Origin of the sequence: Paenibacillus septentrionalis (genome assembly GCF_042659865.1) — a bacterium.
In the GTDB taxonomy this organism is placed as follows: Bacteria; Bacillota; Bacilli; order Paenibacillales; family Paenibacillaceae; genus Pristimantibacillus; species Pristimantibacillus septentrionalis.
Map to the genome: position 1 here is coordinate 29,984 of NZ_JBHSTE010000003.1, position 21,012 is coordinate 50,995.

The window sequence follows — 21,012 nt, forward strand, 5'->3', positions numbered from 1 at the left end:
TCCATATCAATCCGGTCATTTTTATTATTTGAGATATGGTGCTATATTAGCCAATCGCCGTATTTCATCACTTAACCTTCGATTGACCGGATACACTTCTTCTATGAAATCTAAAATGCGAAGCGCTGACTCGGGAACACGATCGTATCCCTGTATCATCTCTCCTATGATTTCCGCAAAACGAGGGTATCTCTTCTCTACCCGCCTCTCATTACCGAACGGGTCGGGAAAATAATCCACTTCTTGTTCCAGCAGATGGAGCACGGATAGAATTCTATCCACCGCGTACCCTTGAACAAACCTAGTCGCGGATAGGCGCTCTCCCCGTGCATAGCGGCCGAGCCCCACGTATAGATTGGTCAAGGCTTCGTTCAAAGAAAAGTCCAAGGAATCCTTTTTTAGGCTGGGGATCGGGTTGGACGGTTTGGCGATTCCCGTATTACCATACATCGGGTCCTTCCATATGACCCGGCTTTCCGTATAGGAGGCGTTCTCTAGCTCCCATTCCTCGAATACAGCATACTCACAGAAAATACCGTCCTCAAACAGCACTTTGTACCCCGCATCCGAATTTTTAAACGAGTAGGCAAGTGGATGTATGTCTGTGAGCCAATCCAATCGGTCGATATATCTGTTCTTCTCTCCCGGTTTCACAATGACAAAGAAATCCAAATCCGAATATTCATCCAGCCGTTCGATCTCGACCCCCACGGAACCAACCCCTAATAGCAAAAGAGCACCACCCTTGTGTTCGAGTGACTTGCCTATCTCGCCTAGCCGCTGTAATAGCAATTCAGTCTTCAACAATTCTTGAAACCTCCCCTGGTTTTGAAATGAAAAAAGGGTCCAACCCACACTTCTCAGCGAGGTTGAACCCAAAGGTTACATTTCCTTTATTATCCTATCTTGAAATTATCACCTAATCTTGTTGCTGTCAATCGTAAGAACTTGCCCTATTTGTGATACGGTTCACCTTAGTGAATGTACGGGAGATTTTCATACTATCTTGTATGAACTTAATAAATACCTCTAACCAATTTTCTAAAAAATCTAATGATTTGCCCAAGCACTACTTAGCAAGCAAGGCTCGAAGTATACCGTAACAAATGTGCTTTGCAGGCGTCCTATCATGATTAGATAAAACGATGACACCAAGTTTTTCAGAGGGGACCATACACAGGTATGCATTGACGCCTTGAGAGCTACCACCGTGCTCAATAACGTTATATCCCATTTCTATACTCGTTCCCCATCCTAGTGCGTATCCCTCGTAAGGATCAAACTCCCATACAGGTTCGAACATCTTCTCTATCAATACGGATGATAGAAACGGATGATCACTCATATAGTGATTAAGATATTTACCTAGATCTTTTGCTGTCGAATAGAGAAATCCCATTGGTGCTGCTATACGATTAACAGGGAAAGGTGATAGCAAAATGGCGTTTTCCTCAGTCATAGAACTATAGTATTTGGCGTGATTCTCGTCTTTCTGAACATCCTCTGCATTTATAGTCGTGCGGTTCAGATTTAGTCTGTTAAACATCTTTATCATATAGTCGTCCCACGATTGTCCACTGACCTTCTCAAAAAGATCTGCCGCCACAATAAATAGATCTGTGCAATAATTCCAGCTATGTCCTGGACTATCAGCTAATGCTATCTCCCGTATTAGCCTGGTAATGTCTTCACGGCTTCGAACCTTGCTAATTAACGACTCTGGCATGCCAGCCATCTGGATCCACTGATCGTAAAATGCAAAATCAGCAGCATTCGGTGCGACAAGATCACCGATTCCTAAATCACCACCGAATCCAGCTGTGTGCGATAAAAGCTGCTTTACAGTAATCAAGTCACTTTCTCTTCGATCTGTGGTCTGAAAATAAGGAAGATAGTTGACAAGTGGAACGTTCAAATCGAGAAGTCCTTCCTCCACTAACGTTAGCAAAGACGCAGCCGTAAAGCTTTTTGCAATACTCATCACGCATACCATGGTATCTGGTGTAAATGCCTTTTTTGTCGAGCCCAGCTCTGCGTTCCCAAATCCTCTTTCATAAATGAGTTGACCGTCCTTGACGACAACGACAGCTCCCCCCACCAAAAATTCCTGAGGATTCAAATGCTCTTCAATTACTTTTACTATATTTACGAGTGATGAAAACATATGTAACAAGCTCCTCCTTTAATATTAGTACGATGTTTCCTGAAAGCAACACGAACAACAGCGGAGAGGTACATCGGTGAGCCATTTATAATCAATAACGCCAATACCGTGTTGTATGAATATTAAATTTTATATCAAAGTAATCATATCACAATAAATGTATAATAGCCCAATTATTGAGTTGGTACTATAACATAGATAGAATGACTGAATTAAAGTATTAATAATGCTTTTCTTCTGTTTAACATCTTAATTTCTACGCACTGTATCACTCAAATCTTTAGATAGAGATAGCTTATAGGGACTTTTTGCTCTTCCTTGGAATCTATGACTTAAGCAAGCTAATGTATATAGAGATTCTACATAGACAAAGCGCTTATTATTGGTTGAAAGTACCAATAATAAGCGCTTTAGCTGAAAGTTTATTCTAATAGTTAGAAAAGGGATTTTTGAGTGTGTAAAGTGAATTATTTATTTAAAAGGTAGGAGCAGGTGTTTCGTCTATTTTCATACGGAGTAAACTGTAAGGCTTCTGCCGCAGGTCATTTCCATAATGAAATCTTGCCTGCCGATGTAATTGATTCACGATGAAATATAAGTATTGATCTGGACCAATAGATAAAGTATCTGGCCATAAAATTCTCGGATCATGAGCGATGGTTTCCATGATTCCATTCGGCAATATCTTTCGGATACTATTGTTTTCATAGTCTCCAGCGTAAACGTTTCCTTTTGAACCGGTGATCATTCCGTCTGAAGCACCTTTTTCTCCCCAATACTTCACATGATACTGTAAATTCATATCCGGTATCGTTCGGTCTCTTAGGATTTCCGTTGAAATCGAGTACAGCTGTCGACTGGAGAGAGGGCAGTAATACAGCGTCTTGCCGTCCGGGGAAATCGCTATACCGTCAGAGGCCAATCTAAAGGGTGAAGTAGATCCATCTCTATTTCGATTCATCAGGATTTCACCTTCAACCTTTGGTAAAAAATTGGGATCGGGTGATGTTGAATTCGCCCCATTTAAACGTCTCCAGGCATTACCCGTTTCTAAATCAACGACAATAATAGCACCCGGTCCTCGAGAAGACGAATCCGTAATATAAGCATAACCTGCTTTACCAACACGAAAATCAAATCGAACATCATTCAGATAAGTCGTTGGCAGTACAACATCTTCTGTAAATGTCAATACGCTTCTTATGGTATTTGTATTTAAATCTACAGCGACTAACTTCGCCCCACCTCTGATCGGTTCTGAAAAATTAGGAGCTCCTGTATCCAGTACCCAAAGCGTTCCTCTTCCATCCGCAACGACACTTTGGACACTAATGAAGGACGTCGTGATGCTCGATTGGCTTACCAAATTAGCCTTTAAACTGGGATAAGGCTGTAATGTATCACGAACGATTTCAGCCACCGTAAATTTAACGTCATCTCCCCATTTTGGAAAGCAAATGAAAATACGCCCGGTTTCAGAAACAGTAACACCTGTAGGCATGGCCCCGTAAAATAAAAAAACCGCTTCAAGCTTACCGAAATATTGTTCACTCGGCAGTATTACTTCCATGATATCCTCCTCAATATGTTCGAACTGCTATCGCCTATATATATGACTGAAGGTGTTTCAAATGCCTGGATCATCAAATATTTTTAAAGGAACCTCGAAACGACCGCATGGAATATCCGGAACCCACATTTACGGCAATCATTTTTAGTATAAGATCCAATGAAGCCGGAGAATCTAACGTTGATGAAGAAAGGAGGGAATAATTGCTTATGAATCCAGCAACACTAGCACCTCATGAATCGATGGAACTGCATGAGGCGTTAAACTTTAAAACGCTCTGCCTCGCTAAGTCAAAACTTATGCAAGGCTTGGTCTTTGACCAAGAGTTAAAAGCCTTAATGCAGAAAGACGTAATTCAATCCACACAACAGATCGCCGAGCTGCAAGCTGTCTACGCAAGAGCTCCTTTCCAAGCACCTGTTCCAGATAGCCCGACACCTATAACACATTAAAGGGGAACGCAAATGAATACCGATTATTTAGACCCGATTAATTCATTAAATATGCCGGAAATGGCAGATATGACTTTTGCAATGGACTTCCTCATTCGTGCCAAGGAGGGTGTGCGAAATTTGTCCATTGCCCTGACAGAAACGGCTTCTCCGGATGTAAGATCGCTTTTGCGCAATCATCTTAAACAAGGGATTGAAATGCACCAAGAAATCACGGAGCTCATGATTCGCAAAAAATGGTTTCATCCTTACGAGCTGAACGAACAATACCAACTCGACCAGCTTTCTGCGAAAAATACGGTGATGATCGGGCAGATGAATTTGTTTCCGGATGATACGTCGCGTAAAGGGATGTTTGATCGAACCCCAGATGAACATATTGGAGGACATAATGCATGAAGGCCGTAACGTATCAAGGGATTAAAAATGTCATGGTCAAAGAAGTACCAGATCCGAAAATTGAGAAACCGGATGATATGATCGTAAAGATTACCAGTACCGCCATTTGCGGTTCTGACCTTCACCTTATTCACGGAATGATCCCTAACCTTCAGGAGAATTATGTCATCGGGCATGAACCGATGGGGATCGTAGAAGAAGTAGGCCCCGGCGTGACAAAGGTTAAGAAAGGCGACCGTGTGATCATCCCGTTCAACATCTCATGCGGAGAATGCTTTTTTTGCAAAAATCAGCTTGAAAGCCAATGTGACAACTCCAACGAAAACGGAGATATGGGGGCATTTTTCGGCTACTCCGGAACGACCGGCGGATACCCTGGCGGGCAAGCCGAGTACTTACGAGTTCCGTTTGCAAATTTTACCCACTTCAAGATTCCCGAAAACTGCGAACAACCGGACGAGAAGCTAAGCTTAATCGCCGATGCAATGACGACGGCATTCTGGAGCGTAGATAACGCCGGCGTAAAGAATGGAGATACGGTCATCGTGCTCGGATGCGGTCCGGTCGGCCTTCTCGCCCAAAAGTTCTGCTGGCTAAAAGGAGCAAAGCGAGTCATCGCCGTTGACTATGTCGATTACCGCTTACAGCATGCAAAGCGAACGAACAATGTAGAAATCGTTAACTTCGAACAGGATAAGAATATTGGCAACACTCTCAAGGAAATGACCAAAGGCGGCGCCGATGTCGTCATTGATGCGGTAGGAATGGACGGCAAGATGAGCGATCTCGAATTTCTAGCTAGCGGTTTGAAACTGCAAGGCGGCACCATGAGCGCATTTATCATTGCATCTCAGGCTGTCCGCAAAGGCGGGACCATCCAAGTCACTGGGGTATACGGCGGACGCTATAACGGATTCCCGCTCGGCGACATTATGCAGCGCAACGTGAATATCCGTTCCGGACAAGCTCCGGTTATTCATTATATGCCGTATATGTACGAGTTGGTTACGTCGGGAAAAGTGGACCCTGGAGACATTATTACACACGTCATTCCACTCAGCGAGGCCAAGCGCGGCTATGAAGTGTTCGATACGAAAACGGACAATTGCATCAAAGTCATCTTAAAGCCTTGAACATAGATGAATAAATAAATGGGAGGAACATCCAAATGAATTCCAATTACGCCTTGCATGAAATGCTAGAGGTTCATGAAATGGCTGCGTTCAAGACCGTTTGCATGACCAAATCCAAAACCATGCAAGCACTGGTAACCGACCCGCAGCTCTTACAAATTTTACAGCAAGATGTGCAATTAGCACAGCAGCAGCTTCTGGAGCTCGGTGGAGTGCTGTCTAAAGTAACCTAATAGGAGATAAAACATGAATACAATATTAGAACACATGATGGGACTTAATACGCTGACCGACGACGTGATCGCAATGGATTTTTTGATGAACGCCAAGAGCGGAGTCAGAAACTGCGCAATGGCCGTAACCGAATGTGTCACTCCAGAAATCAAGCAAATTTTGATGAAGCAGCTCGACGAGGCTATAGACACCCATGAAGTGATAACAAACTACATGATGCAGCGGGGCCTATACCATCCCTACCACACTCCAGAGCAAATTCAACTCGATCTAAACAATATTCAGACCGCCTTGAACATTTCGCCCTGACACCGTATTCAGCTCAACAAAACGCGCAAACCACCATGGTTCAGGCGCGTTTTTTGATTTTAGCTACAATAAGGGCAGACACGCTCCGCACTTATATTGGTTTCGTCACAAACACACTTGGATCAGTGTTTTCTGTAGATTTATTGAGCTTGCTTAAGGTCCCTTGCTGATATTACCGCTTATGAACTACGGGGTTCGAGACTGGAGAGGTTAATTCAATTCCTTTTCTTTTCTATTTCACAGTATCTCTGATTTCACTTTCCTAATCACTAAAACAAAATCATCCCAACACAAAAAAACCCTTGCTACGCAAGGGCTCCTAGTCACACTCTATATTCTCTCCATCCACGCCAAGCCCTTCACATGCCCCGTATGCGGGATAAACCCCCGTTAATTTCTAATCTGTATATTGTCAAGAACGCTTGTACATCAAGGATTATTGTCAATTGATTACTTTTAATTTTTGTAAATCGATGTGAATTAACATCGATTTTCACATCAATTTCACATCAATTTAATTTCTTAATCTCAAAAAGATCATTTTTCCATATGCGTTCTGCATTGTCCAAATGATCATCAAAAAAATTCGTACTCGAAATTAATTCCTTGAATTTCTCTCCCTTTGATGAATAATTAATGTTATAAAAAATAAATAATAGTTCTACTGAAGAAAATTGTGCTCTTAATAGAGACCTATATTTTCTTTTATCCTCCTCCTTTTTAGTAGCATTTGAATTTTCTATTAACTTAAAAATATGGTATATATTTCTTAAATAATGACCTATATAGGGTTCTTTGGGGACATAAATTGCCTCAAATGCATCTTTTTTTAATATATATTTAGGTTCTGAATATGTATCCATTAAAAATTTCTTTATAAAAACATTGTCCGGTAGATTATCAACTAAACTTTTCCAAATATGTTTCAAATTCAACACTTGATATTTCTTTACTTTTTCGTCTAATAATTTATCTTTTAATTTACCCTTCTCTGCATTTTCAATTACACTCATTTCATCATATAAACTATTTATTTTAGTCTCGAATTCCTGGTCAGTTAGTTTTTCTAACTCATATTCATTTCGAATTCGAGTAATTTCATTTTTCACCATACTTATTTTATTGTTATTTCCACGATGATTAAACCAAATTAATTCTAAAATATCTTCTAAGTTGTCTGAACTAATCATTTCTTGAATGATTTCATTTTTGTATTTTTCTACAGTTGTCTCGTCATAATGCGAACGAATTTTTTCTAAATAAATTTTAATAGCTTTTCTTCCTCGTTCACCATTTTCTTCGATATCATTTAATATTTTGTGATGTATGTCAATAAGATTGAAAAAAGTTGTTTCAAATTGTTGTTTTATCATAGTATCATTAGTAATCTCGTATTCCTTTCTAGTATCTTTGAGCTCTTTTCGTTGTAGTTCTAATTCTTCTTTCTGCATAAAAATAGCTGCTGTTACAAAAATAATGCTTGCAAGTGAAAGTAACCCTACTGTAGTTCCACCTAAAAAGTCTCCCGTAGAGGCTAGTATTGATAAATAATCTACACTCTTTCCTTGCTCATCACTACTTTGTTTTAATATTTCTGCAATATTAGTATCAATTGCGTACATTAAAACAAAAGGAATGCTCACCGCGCCGACAGCTATTACAAAGCCAGCTATTATCCACCAATTTTCTTTTCTTTGATACCAATATTGCTTATCAGTAGAAGAGTTAAACCATTTAAATGGCAGCGCAAGTAGCACACTTGCTAAAAAAGTAACAAGTATGACATTAACAATAGTCCTTGTATCAAATATATTCACAACATACATTCTCCTTTGTAAGTATCATGAAGTCATTATAATGGATTAACTAAGATTCGCAAACCCGCCATACTTCTTGTCCTTCATCCTTACATTGAATACACTCAAAAGATTCCTGCTCGTTCGATTTCTTCTTCTGTAACCGGCTTGATTCTGCTGTTACTGTTGAGATATGAATATTCGCCCTCTTCTTGATCTCTTCCAGAACGCTGTTGAAGTCCTTCGTCAGCTTCAAGATTTCTCCCTCCTTGATTTAAATAACCTTAAACTTACTTTGACTAAATAACGTTATAGGACGTAAATAATCTTTCATCCTCGGATCGTGCAGCCAATCCCTAACCTTGTTATCAATGACCGCTGGATAGGTTACACTAAGTTGGACAAAAATTATGTGGGCAAGTAGACTAAGATTAACAATTTAAAGGAGCGTGTAACTATGGCTCGTCAACGTCGAACGTTTACCACAGAATTTAAGCTTCAAATGGTGCAACTTGCTACAAGCGGAAAGCCTTATTGTTAGAGAGTATGATCTAACAGCTTCTGCGTTAGATACTTGGATTAAAAAATATCATCAAACGGGTTCATTTAAAGCAAAAGATAATCGGAGTGAAGAAGAAAATGAACTCCTGCCTCTAAGACTACTAATGGAGAATGACATTTTAAAGCAAGCAGCGCTGATCATGGGACGAAAAACCTTCATGACATTGAAATCTTTCATACGGATCGAGGCAAAGAATTTGATAATGGCTTAATTGAAGAGGCTTTGTCTGCCTTTGGCATCCAAAGATCAATCAGCAAGAAAGGCTGTCCTTACGACAATGCTGTTGCTGAAGCCACTTTTAAACTCTTCAAAACAGAGTTTTCTAACCACAAGTATTTTACTTCACTAGAACAACTGAACATGGAGTTGCAAGATTACGTTCACTGGTATAACCATATTCGCATCCATGGCACGCTAGGCTATTTAACGCCTATTCAGTTCAAGAAGATTCCCTCATAAAAATTGTCCAGTTTGGTGTTGACAGTCCATTATGTCATTCAAACCATATAAGAAAAGACCATCCTTTATTCAATTAAAGCCCAAACCAGCGCATATTTTTCTTCCGCATAACTAGTCCATAATCCTTACTTAATAACAAGACTTTTCAACCAAAATTTACTCATACAGCAATGTCTTATAATACCTTTCCAAATTGAAGCTAATTTTCATCCTACTTCACAAAACTTACCTAATTGAAATTGAGGTACTAAAACGTATTCCAGCTTAAATCCGTACAGTCTAATATTAAACGATACATATTCAATACGCCCACAGAAGAATGAATTAGCTATAGCGATACATGTCCTTTAGTTATTTGAATGTCATCGTTACTTCTTAATGACTTAAAATATATGCTTAACTGTTCCACTGCTTGCAACCCCGAATTTAGAACATGTTCTGGACTATTTCAAAATTATTAGTGTTAATGTATGCGACTGAGATCGGCTGTTCGCTAGGAAAATACATATCTCCTCACACAATAATAATATTGTTCTAATTAATTGTAATTATTTTACTTTTTTGACTGTTTTATCTGTCGTATGTAATTATAAGCGCGATGATTCTTTCCTTTGGAACATAATGAGTAAACTATTAAACAAATCATTGGTAAAACCATAAAAACTCTCCGCATTAAGCAAGAATTAAGTCAAGAAGATTAAGCAGGACATTGTGATGTTGACCGCTCTTATATCTCGATGATCGAAGTCGGGCGTAACGAGCCATCTGGTCAGCAAGATATTTGAATTATGTGATGGACTAAAAATCAAACCATCTTCATTCTTCCATCTAGCCTAAATTAAATATGATAGACTGAAATCCTAAAGAGCGGAGAATAAGCGCAATAACTTAATTCTTCCGCTCTTTTTCTTAAATCTGATACAAAGGCATCAAGGCCTTTAAGGCACATCATCCGTCTTTTCCCCCACCTAAATACATTCACTCTTTTTCAAGAGCATTCGATGATTCAATGACTCCTCCCATTCAAGTAGAAGCTGATACATTCTTGGAGCTAGTTCATGCTTTAACTAATCCTCTAGATCACCTTGCTTTAGAGGCAATGATGCAATCTCGAATAACTTACTCTCTAATCTTGCTAACTCATTAAAGCGTTCATCATACGATGGCTTAGCCTAGTTGACCCAAAAAAAATTCCTCCTAAGGTAAAAGTTCGTTCATCCTACCGTAGAAGGGAAGTTTATTCAATAGCTGTTTAAGTCCAATTAAAGTCTCATCATATATGATCAAAATTTTGCGATTGTTTCAATTGCTAGATAAGAATATGCCTTTCTACTCCTAAACTCTCAAGTATCTTTACCATGCTTGAGAGCAAGCTACTTTCGAGCGGTGAAAAAGAGCATCTACGTCTTGGTTTTTCAAACAGATCCCATATAATTTCTACAGGAGTTAATATAAGATTTCCTCAATGTCTTAGAGTGTACAGAATTACAAACTATTGCAGCAATTTGCGATCAGGGAAAAGTGTCATTATAATATGATCTTTATTATATAAATCCATTTCAAGAATACTTCCTGTTAATATCACTTGCCCAGTATCTACCCTTTCAAGATTCTTAAGAAACCGACCATATTTATCTACATCCAAATCTTTATCTTTCGGTGAATCAAGTAATATAAAACCAAGATGATTAATATTAGCTTTTTCTTGCAGATGGAATAAAGATGTTATATAAGATAATCTTGTAGCAACTTTCGAACTAGCAGATGAAATATTTCTTATATTTACTTCATCAATTATTGGAGTGTACTCAGAATCCAAAGTAACATCCATTTCAGTTCCAAATACATAGTTCAGTTCTTCACTAAATATTTTCTTCCATAAATCTAATTTATCCACATCAGAATAGTAAATGTTTTTCTCCAGTTGTTCTAATTCATCCTTGTGTGTATTTATTTCAAATTCCAACCTACTTTTTTCAAGTTTCAGTTCATCTACTGCAGTTAAATAACCTAAATGAACCTCTAACATATGTTCATCTTTAGTAAGCCTTTCCACACGTTGCTTTATTGAGATAATTAAGTTTTCGATAGGATTGTTCTTCTTTTTTTGCTCATTTATAAACTTTTCCTTTATTTTCTCCATCCTATTTTCCATAGATTTTCTGTTTTTTTCTTCTTCTTTAATTTGATTCAAAAGTTCTGTCCTAACTTTATTGGCTTCATACAACGACTCTTCTAACATTCTCTTATATTGTGATATTCTTTCCAGGTCATTATTATTCATTTCATTTTTACAATAATTGCAGTGCTCATCAGATGATTGAAGTACATTTATTTTTTGTAGGCAAACTGGACACACTTCAACCGGAATAAGTGTAATTACTTGTCGAGCAACAATCATTTTTTTTAATTTCTCTATTTCTGAACTAATTGTCTGACTAACACTTGTTATGTCATCTCTTTGCAATATAAGTTCATTAATACTTTGACGAATCTTTGCAATCTTTCTAGCCAACTCAAGATTCACTTTATCATCAAACTTAGAATTAGACGTTTCAAGCTTGGAAATATATTTGGACTGTTCTACTGATAGTCTATTTTTTTCATTTTTTATTTCCTCGATTTTCTCAACAATTTTACTCTTGTTTCTCAATTTTAGTATTTCGGAGAACTCTTCTTTGCTTAATATATTTGACGAGCTTACTTCCCCCATAATTTGAATTTTTGATAATAAGGAGCTCCGCTCTTTAAACAACTTTTGCAATTTCAATCTTGCTTTCTGAACTTCAGTGTTTTCTTTACCTAACAACGCCTCAATAATCGCTTTTTTAATCAGTGTTTGATTATTTATGTAATTTCTAATCGAACCACCAAGATCAGCCAAGATTTTGTAAGCTGGAGTATCTTGATCAGCCGTTACTGCTCTTAGCATAAAATAATATCTCATATTAGCCTTATGATTGTTACCATAAGGTATTTCTTCCGTACCGTAGCCTTCCTCAATTAATAGCATATCTGAGAATTCTTCAAGGTTCATTATTTGTACATTTTCTTCAATCATTTCATTTAATTCATTTAGCGGTACAACCAAGATAGTTTCCGAGCGAGGTAGTTTCCTAATAAACCTATAAACACTACCACTTTTTAATTCGACATCAAGTTCTACATGCTCAGTCATATTTTCTTTATCTATTTCGTCGATAAAGGAGTCAATATTTGTACCTAAAGAATAAAGAATCAGTTTTATAAACGTAGTCTTACCTGTAGCATTTTCACCAAGAATGTAATTTATCTTTCCAAAATTAACAGAAAGACTTTTTTTCCCTTTAACAACTATTTTCTTTAAAATCATGTCGTTTTCTCCATAAATTGTTGCAAGGTTTCTAGTCCTTTGTCAGTTATATGAATTACTGAATCCAAACTATTCCCCTCACTCTCAGTTATTTTCAATAAATTTCTACTAACCAAAATCACGATAGCATTATCAAGAGTAACTATAGCTTCGTGGGATCTCCTCTTTAATACATTATGAACCATTTGCACTCTATTATATTTAATTCCAACTACTGGTCTTTTTGAAACAGCTTTTAATATTTGCATTGAACAAAGATAGGGGTCTAAATCGATATCTTCATCAAAAAACCAATCGGATGTACGGTCAACTAACATATATGTACTCATTTCATTCCACCTTCCATCTTATTGCACAGTTTGAAGTAGCAATATATAGAAGTCCTTCTAGAAATGCTTCATCAATTTCTATTATATCTTCATATCTTGAAACTAAGGCGGGGAAGTGAGAAAATATGTCGTCACTTTTATGTTTTAATAATTCCCCGTCCTCCATTGGCATTGTAACTCTAGAAACACAGGTCAAAAGATTTTCATATATGTCTGCTAATATTCGCTTCCCTTCTTCTGACTTGTTTAGTTGAAAAATAATTTTCATGGCGCTTAGCTTTGAGGTAATAGCTCTTGTTCTTGTCATGCCATTGGTTTTTCCATCTTTAAGCTTTCTTAGTAAAGTACTATTATCGTCATCAGAGTTTATGAAAAAATCCTCTTCTAGTCTAATAGCACTCCTAGCCTTAGATGTCATGACAGTCTGAATTACATACTTGTCCCTTCCAACCAGATCACCTGAGACATTATTATGAGTTTGCTCTACACTATTTTCCAACAGTCTTATCCCTTCCAACTAAATCACCAAGTACAGTGTTATTATTCTGATTTACCTTATAATTTTTCTTGTTACTTATTCTGATTTTATTTAATACCATAGTTATGGTAGCTCCCCCGAAAAATGCAAGAACATGTGTCAATAGTTCTCGAAGCCAGGTCTCCATGAAACTTCCCCCTCTTATTTAACATATCATCTAAATTCTACCACAACCTTCTAGCCACGAATAGTAGCAAGTACATTTTTATACTACTTTTGAACCATATGCATTAGAAGTTCAGAAATAGTGAAAGTCTTGTAAATAGCAACCGTTAAAAAGAGACAATATTTTGAGACGACCTACCACATCTCATCTATTCATTTCGAACTATCAGTAATAGGATCTAAACATAAGAGTGGTACAAAGATGTCTCTCCAACAAAAAGCTTACATGGTCCTCATATATCTATAAACACGAATAAAAGCCCAAACCATGTAAGGTCGGGCTTCAACTTGCAGGTAAATGTTGCTTTGATATGCTATTTCCTAGTGAGCGACACACACACTCAACATGTGTTGTCTTCCTGTCCTTCTACTTCCTTAAGCCAATCTGTCACTTCTCTCTCTGACCATCAATATTACCACTTCCACATGTGTCGATTGCCTGCTGCTGTTATTGCCTCACAGAGACAGAAGTGTTCCTGCTGTTGCGCTGATGAGCACTGTAGCCCACGTGGTCTCCAAGAGAGACGCTATCAGAAGCCTGAGATTCATCAGCCTCCCATTTATGTGGTTGAGTATTCAGTTAATGCATTTCTAAGAAATGAAATGTCTCGACCAACATCTCGTGGCTTAATCGCGCCGAGAACTCTGTGTCCTACCTCAGGTGTCCAATACACTTTCAGCTTTTCTCGAGTACGGGTAATTGCTGTATAAAAAATGCTATGAGTTATGTGGTCTTCGACTTCATCAGTGATAACGACTTTTACTGAATTGAATTCCAATCCCTGTGCTTTATGAATTGATACCGCATAAGAAACTTGGAACGGTACGATAGCTGTTACTGGCACTTCTAGGTTCTCATCAATATTGGTGTGATCGTCGACTGTAAAGCGAATCACCGAACGTCCCGGTGCTGCACTTTCCAGCAACTCAAAGTCACAATACCGAGCCTCCAGCCCATTAATCGACTTATCCACTTCGATGTCAAACTGGATTTTGTCTTTAACAAATTTGATATCCACAATCCAGCCCTTTATATTGTTGTAAATCACAGGCATGAAACGATCAGATTCATTAAACAAGATCGGATCACCGATCTTGTACAGTTGGAGTCCCCAAGGTACCGCTGGATTAGGATTTGCTTGTTGAAGGAAACGATTAATGTTATTAATCCCATACAGACCGTCATAGTTTAGGCATAAAATAATCTCATCTGATTCAGCAGCAGTAAATATAGAATCATCAAGCGTGACCGAATACTGGTTTCTAGCTATTGTTTCAACTATTCTGTCATCCATGCTACGAACTCTATCCCACAACGTTTGCAACTCAGCATTGTCCCGACTTCTGTAAGGTTGTAAAAGTTCATTAATTGAGGATTTTGGTAAAAATCCTTTTGCAACGCTAAACCAGTTACCAAACTGGATAGCTTCAATTTGGTAAATATCTCCCACCAAAATAAGCAATTCGAACTCTGCTTTTATTAAGATTTCTTTCATATCGCTATTGTTGATAGTGCTACATTCGTCGATGATTACTATATCATATTCAGTGCGTATACTATGTTTCTTTATAAACTTTGTAACAGTCATGAAATCTGCATTGTCAGTTGGGACAGAAACTTTGCGCTTCATGTTGTCAACTGCAGGATTTGTATGTGCCAAGTAGAGCTTACTCTGATTTTTAAATAGATTTGAAACATGATTGATAAGGGTGGATTTCCCTGTACCAGCTGAACCGTATATTAGCGCAACAGATGATTGAGTGAACATTTGTCGTAATGAGGCTTTTTTCTCTTCACAGTCCACTTGATATGCCCCAGAAGCAAGCCAAGCATCTACCGAGTTAACATAGTTTTGAACGCCGTTAGATGACAGTTCAATCAGCTTTCGAATGATTTGAACCGTGTCATTTTCATAGCCAACTATGTAAAAATGACCATTTCGTTCTTTTATGCGGCGAGCTTGTTGTCGAGGACTACGGTGTAACTTCATATTAAAGGTATTTACAAGACTGTCGACATCTCCGAAACGTTCAAGTTCCTTTCTTGGGGTATAAAGCTGCCCGTTTATCCCTGTATTTATGAGTATAAGGCGAGCAAGCATCTCGTGCTCCCTATTTGATGCGTCAAGACAATCAAACAAATCACCGAGTCGTGGGTTGTGACTTAAAGGCGAAGTACAGAATGGCATCTTATCAAAGGGAATACAGCCCCACTGCAACCGGAGATTTGATAGATGTTCATTTGAATCACCAAGTTGGTCAGTTAGTACCTTGTTATTCAAATGGTAAAGTAAATACCGTAAAATAGTGCATCCGGGACGATTACTTCCGATAATTTCGCGGCAACGATCAAACAAGTCAAAAAGATTACTAACCTTGGCATTAAACATCGCAAGAATATCGGAACGAACCTTACGATAATGTGTTTCTTCAAAACAAAGCAGTTCTACAAGGTTAAACCCGGTCTGCGTTAAGAAGCGCATCAATCCTCGACCCTCAGCTGAGCTTGCATGATTTTGCAAAGTTATTCCGAAAATCCTAGAAAACTTCTCTATTTCAATCGGTCGAATTGCTACTTCCCAATCTACAATGATGAGAATGGGCATAGTCTTACCAAGGAGACTGATGTTTTCCTCGACCGTCCAAAGTTTTACAGCATAATATTTTGAGATATCCAACTTAGTGAAAGCGATTATACGGTCAAATTTGTTGGTCTTTCCAGTCGCGGGGAAAAAGGTGACTTCGTAGTAAATATGTTGATTTACAAAGAACGGCTTAACCTTGTGGATATAGTACCGCACATTAACGGATGAAGACCTATCCGCATTATGATTTCTACTACTCAGCCTCACGGCTATTTTCTCGTAATACTCCTGAAGGTTTCTATCAGTGTTTAGAGGAAATTTATCAAGATTTGCAAGTACTTCAAGCCCATGTTCGGTTTTCAGCAAGGCTTTGATTTTCAGCATAAACTCATAGTATTTCAACATCACGCGTTCTGAATCTTCGGGTTCAAGTGTATAGTGCGATGCAACAATTTGTAAATAAGCGTGAAATCTCCATAAGAACTTTAGATTCCCCTTAGTCTTCACGAAGCTGATAGCTTTCCCTATTTGTTGATAGTCATACGTAGTATCATTGGCATGGGCGTAGATTTTAAACATCGTATGCTCAACAAACGTCCGCAAATTGGACAGAATATCCTGCGAAACCGCCCCTCTCCCCATGACGTCAAGTTGCTCAATATGACGGCAAATAGCAGCATCACTTCTGAAAATTTGTTCGTCAATTCTACGAATTGTTTCGGGTCTGGTAGTCATTTGCTTGCCCCATTTCCTAGGCTTCGCTCGTCGTCACCGGAGACTTGTTCGACCATCAAGGGCGGAAGTAAGAACTCGCTGAGTGCGACAAATTCTTGTTCCAGTACTCGATATTCCCATCACTCGGTAAAGAACGCGAATCTTTATTGAAAAATCCTTGATTTGATTACATATTTATCAGTTTTTGCGATGTACAGATTCTAATCACTTACCGTTCCAAAGTGAATTGCAATCCTCTCACCTACGCATGTTGACGAACCCTATAATGTATTCCCATTCCATTCCTATTCGTTAGGCAAATGTACATGGATTAATCATAGCCTATTTCTAATACAATATCCAGAAAATATTCCCATTTTCGACAATAGAAAAGATCTCCTGCAAGCAGCAGGAATCTCAACTTTATTAGCCATATAGACCTTATTCAATTACCTTATCAGCATCCAACTGATTTTCAATCTCTACGCCCATCGTCCCGATGAACTGGCTGATCTTCAACTTGAAATGAACCTTGATCTCGTCCCGACAAACATAGACCCTGCCGATGATTATGTCGAGCAATATATTCGATTTCAGCAAGCGACACATAAACAACCTTCTTGAGCAGTACTGTCACATCTCATTTCGTATCATCAATATTAGGCACTCCACGTGTGTGGAGCATTTACGCTCCTATTCGCAGATCGAGCATCCCCGCTTCCACCTTCAACTCGACCCTCTGCTTTACCACTGCCGATGATACGGTTCACCCCGATTAATCTTCACCCACAAAAAAAATTCGCACCAGTTTCACACCAACGTCTATTTCCCTTCATATAAGTTACCCTGACCAAATATCCTGACAACAAAAAACCCTTGCTACGCAAGGGCTCCCAGTTACATTCTCTGTACTACTCCCTAACCAACCACGCAACCGACTCAACATGCCCCGTATGCGGGAACATGTCCACTGGCGTTACCTCCACCGTGCGATACCCGCCACCCTCCAGCACGCGAAGATCGCGTGCGAGCGTCGACGGATTACAGCTCACATAGACGACGCGCTCTGGTCTGATCGCGAGGATCGTTTCCAGCAGCGCTTGATCGCAGCCCTTGCGCGGCGGATCGACGACGATCACATCCGCGTTCATGCCCTCCTGCTTCCACCGCGGAATGACAACCTCTGCTGGACCCGCTTCAAACGTCGTATTGTCTAGGCCGTTCAGCTTGGCATTGCGCTTCGCGTCCTCGATCGCCTCAGGTACGATCTCGACTCCATACACATGACCCGCCTGTCTCGCTAAAAACAGCGAGATCGAGCCGATTCCACAGTAGGCGTCAATGACCTGCTCCGTACCTGTCAGCGCTGCATACTCCACCGCCTTGCGGTACAGCGTCACGGTCTGCTCAGGATTCACCTGATAGAATGAGCGTGCCGAGATGGCAAAGCGAAGTCCATCCAGTTCATCGTAGATGACCTCACTGCCCCACAGCACCTCAGTGCGATCGCCAAATATTGCATTAGTCACTCTAGGGTTTATATTGTGCACAATGCTTTTCACATTCGGCACGCGCTTGCGAAGCTGCTCAATCCATTCTGCTTGGCGCGGCAGCTTCTCCGTATTCGTAATGAGTACGATCATGATCTCGCCTGTTACGACGCCAATTCGCGTCATCACATGGCGTAGCACACCACTAGCAGACTCCTCATCATAAGGCTGAATACGCAGCTCCTTGGCGATCTGCTTCACAATCGCGATAACCTCATCGTTCAAGTCCTTCTGGATCATGCAATTGTCCATATCAATGATGCGATGGCTTCCCTTTGCATAGAAACCGCCAACCAACTCACCATCATCAGCTGCTAGTCCAATGGGTACAGCTGCTTTATTCCGATAACGCCACGGATCGTTCATGCCAATCGTTGGATGCACGATGACATCATGCTGAACACCAGCATTCGTGCTCTCCATGTCTTCGCCTGACATGTCACTTAGCTCATTTTTGTCTGTGCCTGTCATACTATTCTCCCTAGGTACACTTGCCGCACCAGTTTCTCCCGCCACCTTCAGCTTGCCGATGCGCGTCAAGCTGTCGATCACATGCTGCCGCTTCCACTTCAGCTGTGCCTCGTAATCGAAATGCTGCAGCTGACAGCCGCCGCATTGCGCATAGATCGGGCAGGCAGGCTCGATGCGCTGCTCGCTCGTCGAATGATGCGACAGCAGCTTTCCGTAGCCGTACTGCTTCTTGCTCTTAAGCACCTTCGCCTGAACACGCTCGCCCGGCAAGGCATGCGGAATAAACAGGGTGAAGCCCTGCTCCGTACGTCCAACTCCATCACCATCATGCGTCAAACCGATCATATCGACGGTAACAATCTCATTTTTAGCATGCAAGCCTTCAGACGCTCCTGAAGGCTTGTTGCTGTTTCTTTTTCGATGCTGCTCTGTTTGTTTTCCTTGCTTTCGCTTCATGCTTATTCTCCGCTCTACGCTCTATATACTCGAGCCCAACTACTCGTTAGCTGTAGGTCGACTCGCCCGTTTCATCCTTGTAAATATCAATATGCTGCGGCAAATTTTCAAATACCGCCGGCAGCGTTCCACCATACTCGCCATCTAGGTTCAGCTGAACCATATTCGGTGATGAGACGGTTAATCGATTAGTCCGAAAATGAACGACATGCTTTTCACCTAAATGCTCCCCGCGCAGTGCCAGCGTGACAAGACGAATAAACTCCGCCAAATTACACTTGCGTACGAGCAGCACATCGAACAATCCATCATTCAGCTTCGAATCTGGAGCCAAACGCTCAAATCCTCCAACTGAATTACTATTGCAGATTAGAAACATCATAAACTCGCCAACAAATTCGCCTACGCCTTCCGCGTGAAAGGTAAGCTCGGTTGGACGCAGATGTACCATCTTCTCCATCCCTTTTAAATAGTAGGCCAGCTGTCCAATCATCGTTTTCAGCTTAATCGGTACATCGTAGGTGAGCTCCGTCAAGAAGCCTCCCCCTGCAATGTTGAGAAAGAACCTTTCGTTAGCACGACCGACGTCAATCGGTTCCTTGTATTGGTTAATAATCAACTCGCAGGCATATTCCCAATGCTTCGGAATCCCCATCGCACGCGCAAAATCATTTGTAGTTCCAACAGGTATAATGCCAAGCGGCAATCGATTCGGCTTATTGGCAAGTCCGTTAATAACCTCATACAGCGTACCATCTCCGCCTGCTGCAATAATCATATCATAGCCGCCGCGTGCGAGTGTTCGCTCAACCTCAGCCGTACCATCTCCTTCGCCAGTCGTAGCATGACAGGTTACTTCGATCCCGCCTTCGTCCAGCTTCTGCAAAATATCTGGTAGTCTACGGCGCATTTCTTCTCTGCCAGAAGTAGGATTATAGATTAATCTTGCTCTCTTCATCAAGCATTCTCCTTATCCCGGGCATAGCTTTCAAATCTTCGACAAAGCAGCTTGGACATCCATTCATCAGGAAGTAAGGTTGTACCCGAATACGTATAGTGTAGCCCATCCAACCGAGTTGGAATCACATGACGCGTAAAATATCCCGGGCTAATAAATAGTGGGAGCACAACGACCTGCGGAACTCTCTCCTGCAGCGCGATGAGTGCATCCCTGGAACCTTCAGGGAGCAATGGCGCATAGGTGACTTCCTTGAATGGCAGCTCCTCTGCTAATTGATCTGCGATCCCTTTCATACCCGCTTCCCATTTCTCATAGAAATACGCCATACTGCTGCCATGACCGAGCAGCAATACAGCCTCGTTCTCAGGTTCACGTGATAGCTGTTTTAGCTGCTTCTGCAATATATGAATAATTTCCGGTTCAGCACCAATCGGTTCATCAAAATCAATATGCGCATTGAAGGCAAAGGTCCCCAGATCCCCAATAAAATCTGACACGGGCTCAAATCGAAAAGCCTGCTTGATCTCTTCCACATGCGAGCTTCCGCCAGAAACAAATAAAGGCATCACATGAATGTGTGTAACACCCTTTTCTTCCAATGCATTTATTCCATCCTGAATCAATCTGCCATCGACCAATTCCAAATAAGCAGCATATACTGGGATATCTCTTCTGTTCACACGCGATGCTTCGTCACTTGCCTGCGCGATCCAAAGCTGTCTGGCAGCTTCTACAGCTTCATCTACGGCCTGCACCCAGGATTGCTCTCTTGAGCCATGACTAATAACTAATATGCCTTTTTTACTTGTCATC

20 protein-coding genes and 1 pseudogene are annotated in these 21,012 nt (G+C 40.3%); 6 read left to right on the forward strand and 15 right to left on the reverse strand.

Annotated elements, in window-relative coordinates:
* Nucleotides 1-24 precede the first annotated feature (24 nt).
* From ACFP56_RS08595 to ACFP56_RS08605, 3 genes are all read right to left on the reverse strand, one after another.
* Nucleotides 25-807, reverse strand: a complete 783-nt coding sequence (locus tag ACFP56_RS08595; protein ID WP_379233372.1) for a hypothetical protein — start codon at nt 805-807, stop codon at nt 25-27.
* 262 nt (nt 808-1,069) lie between these two features.
* Complete coding sequence (locus ACFP56_RS08600; protein ID WP_379233374.1) at nt 1,070-2,164, reverse strand: serine hydrolase domain-containing protein; 1,095 nt, start codon at nt 2,162-2,164, stop codon at nt 1,070-1,072.
* 475 nt (nt 2,165-2,639) lie between these two features.
* Nucleotides 2,640-3,734 carry an L-dopachrome tautomerase-related protein gene (locus ACFP56_RS08605; RefSeq protein WP_379233377.1) on the reverse strand — a complete coding sequence of 365 codons (1,095 nt, stop codon included), beginning with the start codon at nt 3,732-3,734 and terminating at the stop codon, nt 2,640-2,642.
* A gap of 209 nt (nt 3,735-3,943) precedes the next feature.
* Here ACFP56_RS08605 and ACFP56_RS08610 point away from each other — a divergent pair, with 209 nt between their 5' ends.
* The 5 genes from ACFP56_RS08610 to ACFP56_RS08630 are packed head-to-tail and all read left to right on the forward strand — an operon-like array spanning nt 3,944 to nt 6,261.
* Complete coding sequence (locus tag ACFP56_RS08610; RefSeq protein ID WP_379233379.1) at nt 3,944-4,186, forward strand: spore gernimation protein GerQ; 243 nt, start codon at nt 3,944-3,946, stop codon at nt 4,184-4,186.
* Nucleotides 4,187-4,198: 12 nt separating this feature from the next.
* Nucleotides 4,199-4,585, forward strand: a complete 387-nt coding sequence (locus tag ACFP56_RS08615) for a spore coat protein (protein WP_379233381.1) — start codon at nt 4,199-4,201, stop codon at nt 4,583-4,585.
* The gene (locus tag ACFP56_RS08620; protein ID WP_379233383.1) at nt 4,582-5,718 is read left to right on the forward strand and encodes a zinc-dependent alcohol dehydrogenase; all 1,137 of its coding nucleotides are present in this window, start codon (nt 4,582-4,584) and stop codon (nt 5,716-5,718) included. Before ACFP56_RS08615 ends, ACFP56_RS08620 begins: the two co-directional genes overlap by 4 nt.
* Nucleotides 5,719-5,753: 35 nt before the next feature.
* Complete coding sequence (locus ACFP56_RS08625; protein ID WP_379233385.1) at nt 5,754-5,951, forward strand: hypothetical protein; 198 nt, start codon at nt 5,754-5,756, stop codon at nt 5,949-5,951.
* Nucleotides 5,952-5,964: 13 nt separating this feature from the next.
* Nucleotides 5,965-6,261 carry a spore coat protein gene (locus ACFP56_RS08630; RefSeq protein ID WP_379233387.1) on the forward strand — a complete coding sequence of 99 codons (297 nt, stop codon included), beginning with the start codon at nt 5,965-5,967 and terminating at the stop codon, nt 6,259-6,261.
* A 509-nt stretch (nt 6,262-6,770) separates the two neighbouring features.
* On the opposite strand, the gene ACFP56_RS08635 is transcribed toward ACFP56_RS08630, so the two are convergent.
* From ACFP56_RS08635 to ACFP56_RS08645, 3 genes are read right to left on the reverse strand one after another with little or no spacing between them, the layout of a single operon-like run.
* Nucleotides 6,771-8,078, reverse strand: a complete 1,308-nt coding sequence (locus tag ACFP56_RS08635) for a putative phage abortive infection protein (protein ID WP_379233389.1) — start codon at nt 8,076-8,078, stop codon at nt 6,771-6,773.
* A 49-nt stretch (nt 8,079-8,127) separates the two neighbouring features.
* A complete protein-coding gene (locus tag ACFP56_RS08640) occupies nt 8,128-8,313 on the reverse strand; it encodes a hypothetical protein (RefSeq protein ID WP_379233391.1) in 186 nt (61 codons plus the stop codon).
* Nucleotides 8,314-8,331: 18 nt separating this feature from the next.
* Nucleotides 8,332-8,496, reverse strand: coding sequence for a conserved phage C-terminal domain-containing protein (locus tag ACFP56_RS08645; RefSeq protein ID WP_379234640.1), 165 nt, complete (start codon nt 8,494-8,496; stop codon nt 8,332-8,334).
* Between the two features lie 294 nt (nt 8,497-8,790).
* Here ACFP56_RS08645 and ACFP56_RS08650 point away from each other — a divergent pair.
* Nucleotides 8,791-9,078, forward strand: a pseudogene (locus ACFP56_RS08650) (transposase); the annotation flags it as partial.
* Between the two features lie 1,492 nt (nt 9,079-10,570).
* Here ACFP56_RS08650 and ACFP56_RS08655 read toward each other — a convergent pair.
* From ACFP56_RS08655 to ACFP56_RS08695, 9 genes are all read right to left on the reverse strand, one after another.
* The gene (locus ACFP56_RS08655; protein ID WP_379233393.1) at nt 10,571-12,430 is read right to left on the reverse strand and encodes a hypothetical protein; all 1,860 of its coding nucleotides are present in this window, start codon (nt 12,428-12,430) and stop codon (nt 10,571-10,573) included.
* Nucleotides 12,427-12,759, reverse strand: a complete 333-nt coding sequence (locus ACFP56_RS08660; protein ID WP_379233395.1) for a hypothetical protein — start codon at nt 12,757-12,759, stop codon at nt 12,427-12,429. The genes ACFP56_RS08655 and ACFP56_RS08660 overlap by 4 nt, the downstream gene beginning before the upstream one ends.
* Nucleotide 12,760: 1 nt before the next feature.
* Nucleotides 12,761-13,258: a hypothetical protein gene (locus ACFP56_RS08665; protein WP_379233397.1), complete on the reverse strand. Its 498-nt coding sequence runs from the start codon at nt 13,256-13,258 to the stop codon at nt 12,761-12,763.
* A complete protein-coding gene (locus ACFP56_RS08670; RefSeq protein WP_379233399.1) occupies nt 13,248-13,424 on the reverse strand; it encodes a hypothetical protein in 177 nt (58 codons plus the stop codon). The genes ACFP56_RS08665 and ACFP56_RS08670 overlap by 11 nt, the downstream gene beginning before the upstream one ends.
* A gap of 598 nt (nt 13,425-14,022) precedes the next feature.
* The gene (locus ACFP56_RS08675; protein ID WP_379233401.1) at nt 14,023-16,782 is read right to left on the reverse strand and encodes an ATP-dependent DNA helicase; all 2,760 of its coding nucleotides are present in this window, start codon (nt 16,780-16,782) and stop codon (nt 14,023-14,025) included.
* A gap of 420 nt (nt 16,783-17,202) precedes the next feature.
* A complete protein-coding gene (locus tag ACFP56_RS08680) occupies nt 17,203-17,370 on the reverse strand; it encodes a hypothetical protein (protein ID WP_379233403.1) in 168 nt (55 codons plus the stop codon).
* A 302-nt stretch (nt 17,371-17,672) separates the two neighbouring features.
* Nucleotides 17,673-19,238, reverse strand: coding sequence for a 23S rRNA (uracil(1939)-C(5))-methyltransferase RlmD (rlmD, locus tag ACFP56_RS08685; RefSeq protein WP_379233405.1), 1,566 nt, complete (start codon nt 19,236-19,238; stop codon nt 17,673-17,675).
* A 46-nt stretch (nt 19,239-19,284) separates the two neighbouring features.
* Entirely contained in the window at nt 19,285-20,196 is a 912-nt protein-coding gene (locus tag ACFP56_RS08690) for a diacylglycerol kinase (RefSeq protein WP_379233407.1), read from the reverse strand.
* The gene (locus tag ACFP56_RS08695) at nt 20,196-21,011 is read right to left on the reverse strand and encodes a sirohydrochlorin chelatase (RefSeq protein WP_379233409.1); all 816 of its coding nucleotides are present in this window, start codon (nt 21,009-21,011) and stop codon (nt 20,196-20,198) included. The genes ACFP56_RS08690 and ACFP56_RS08695 overlap by 1 nt, the downstream gene beginning before the upstream one ends.
* Nucleotide 21,012: the final 1 nt, after the last annotated feature.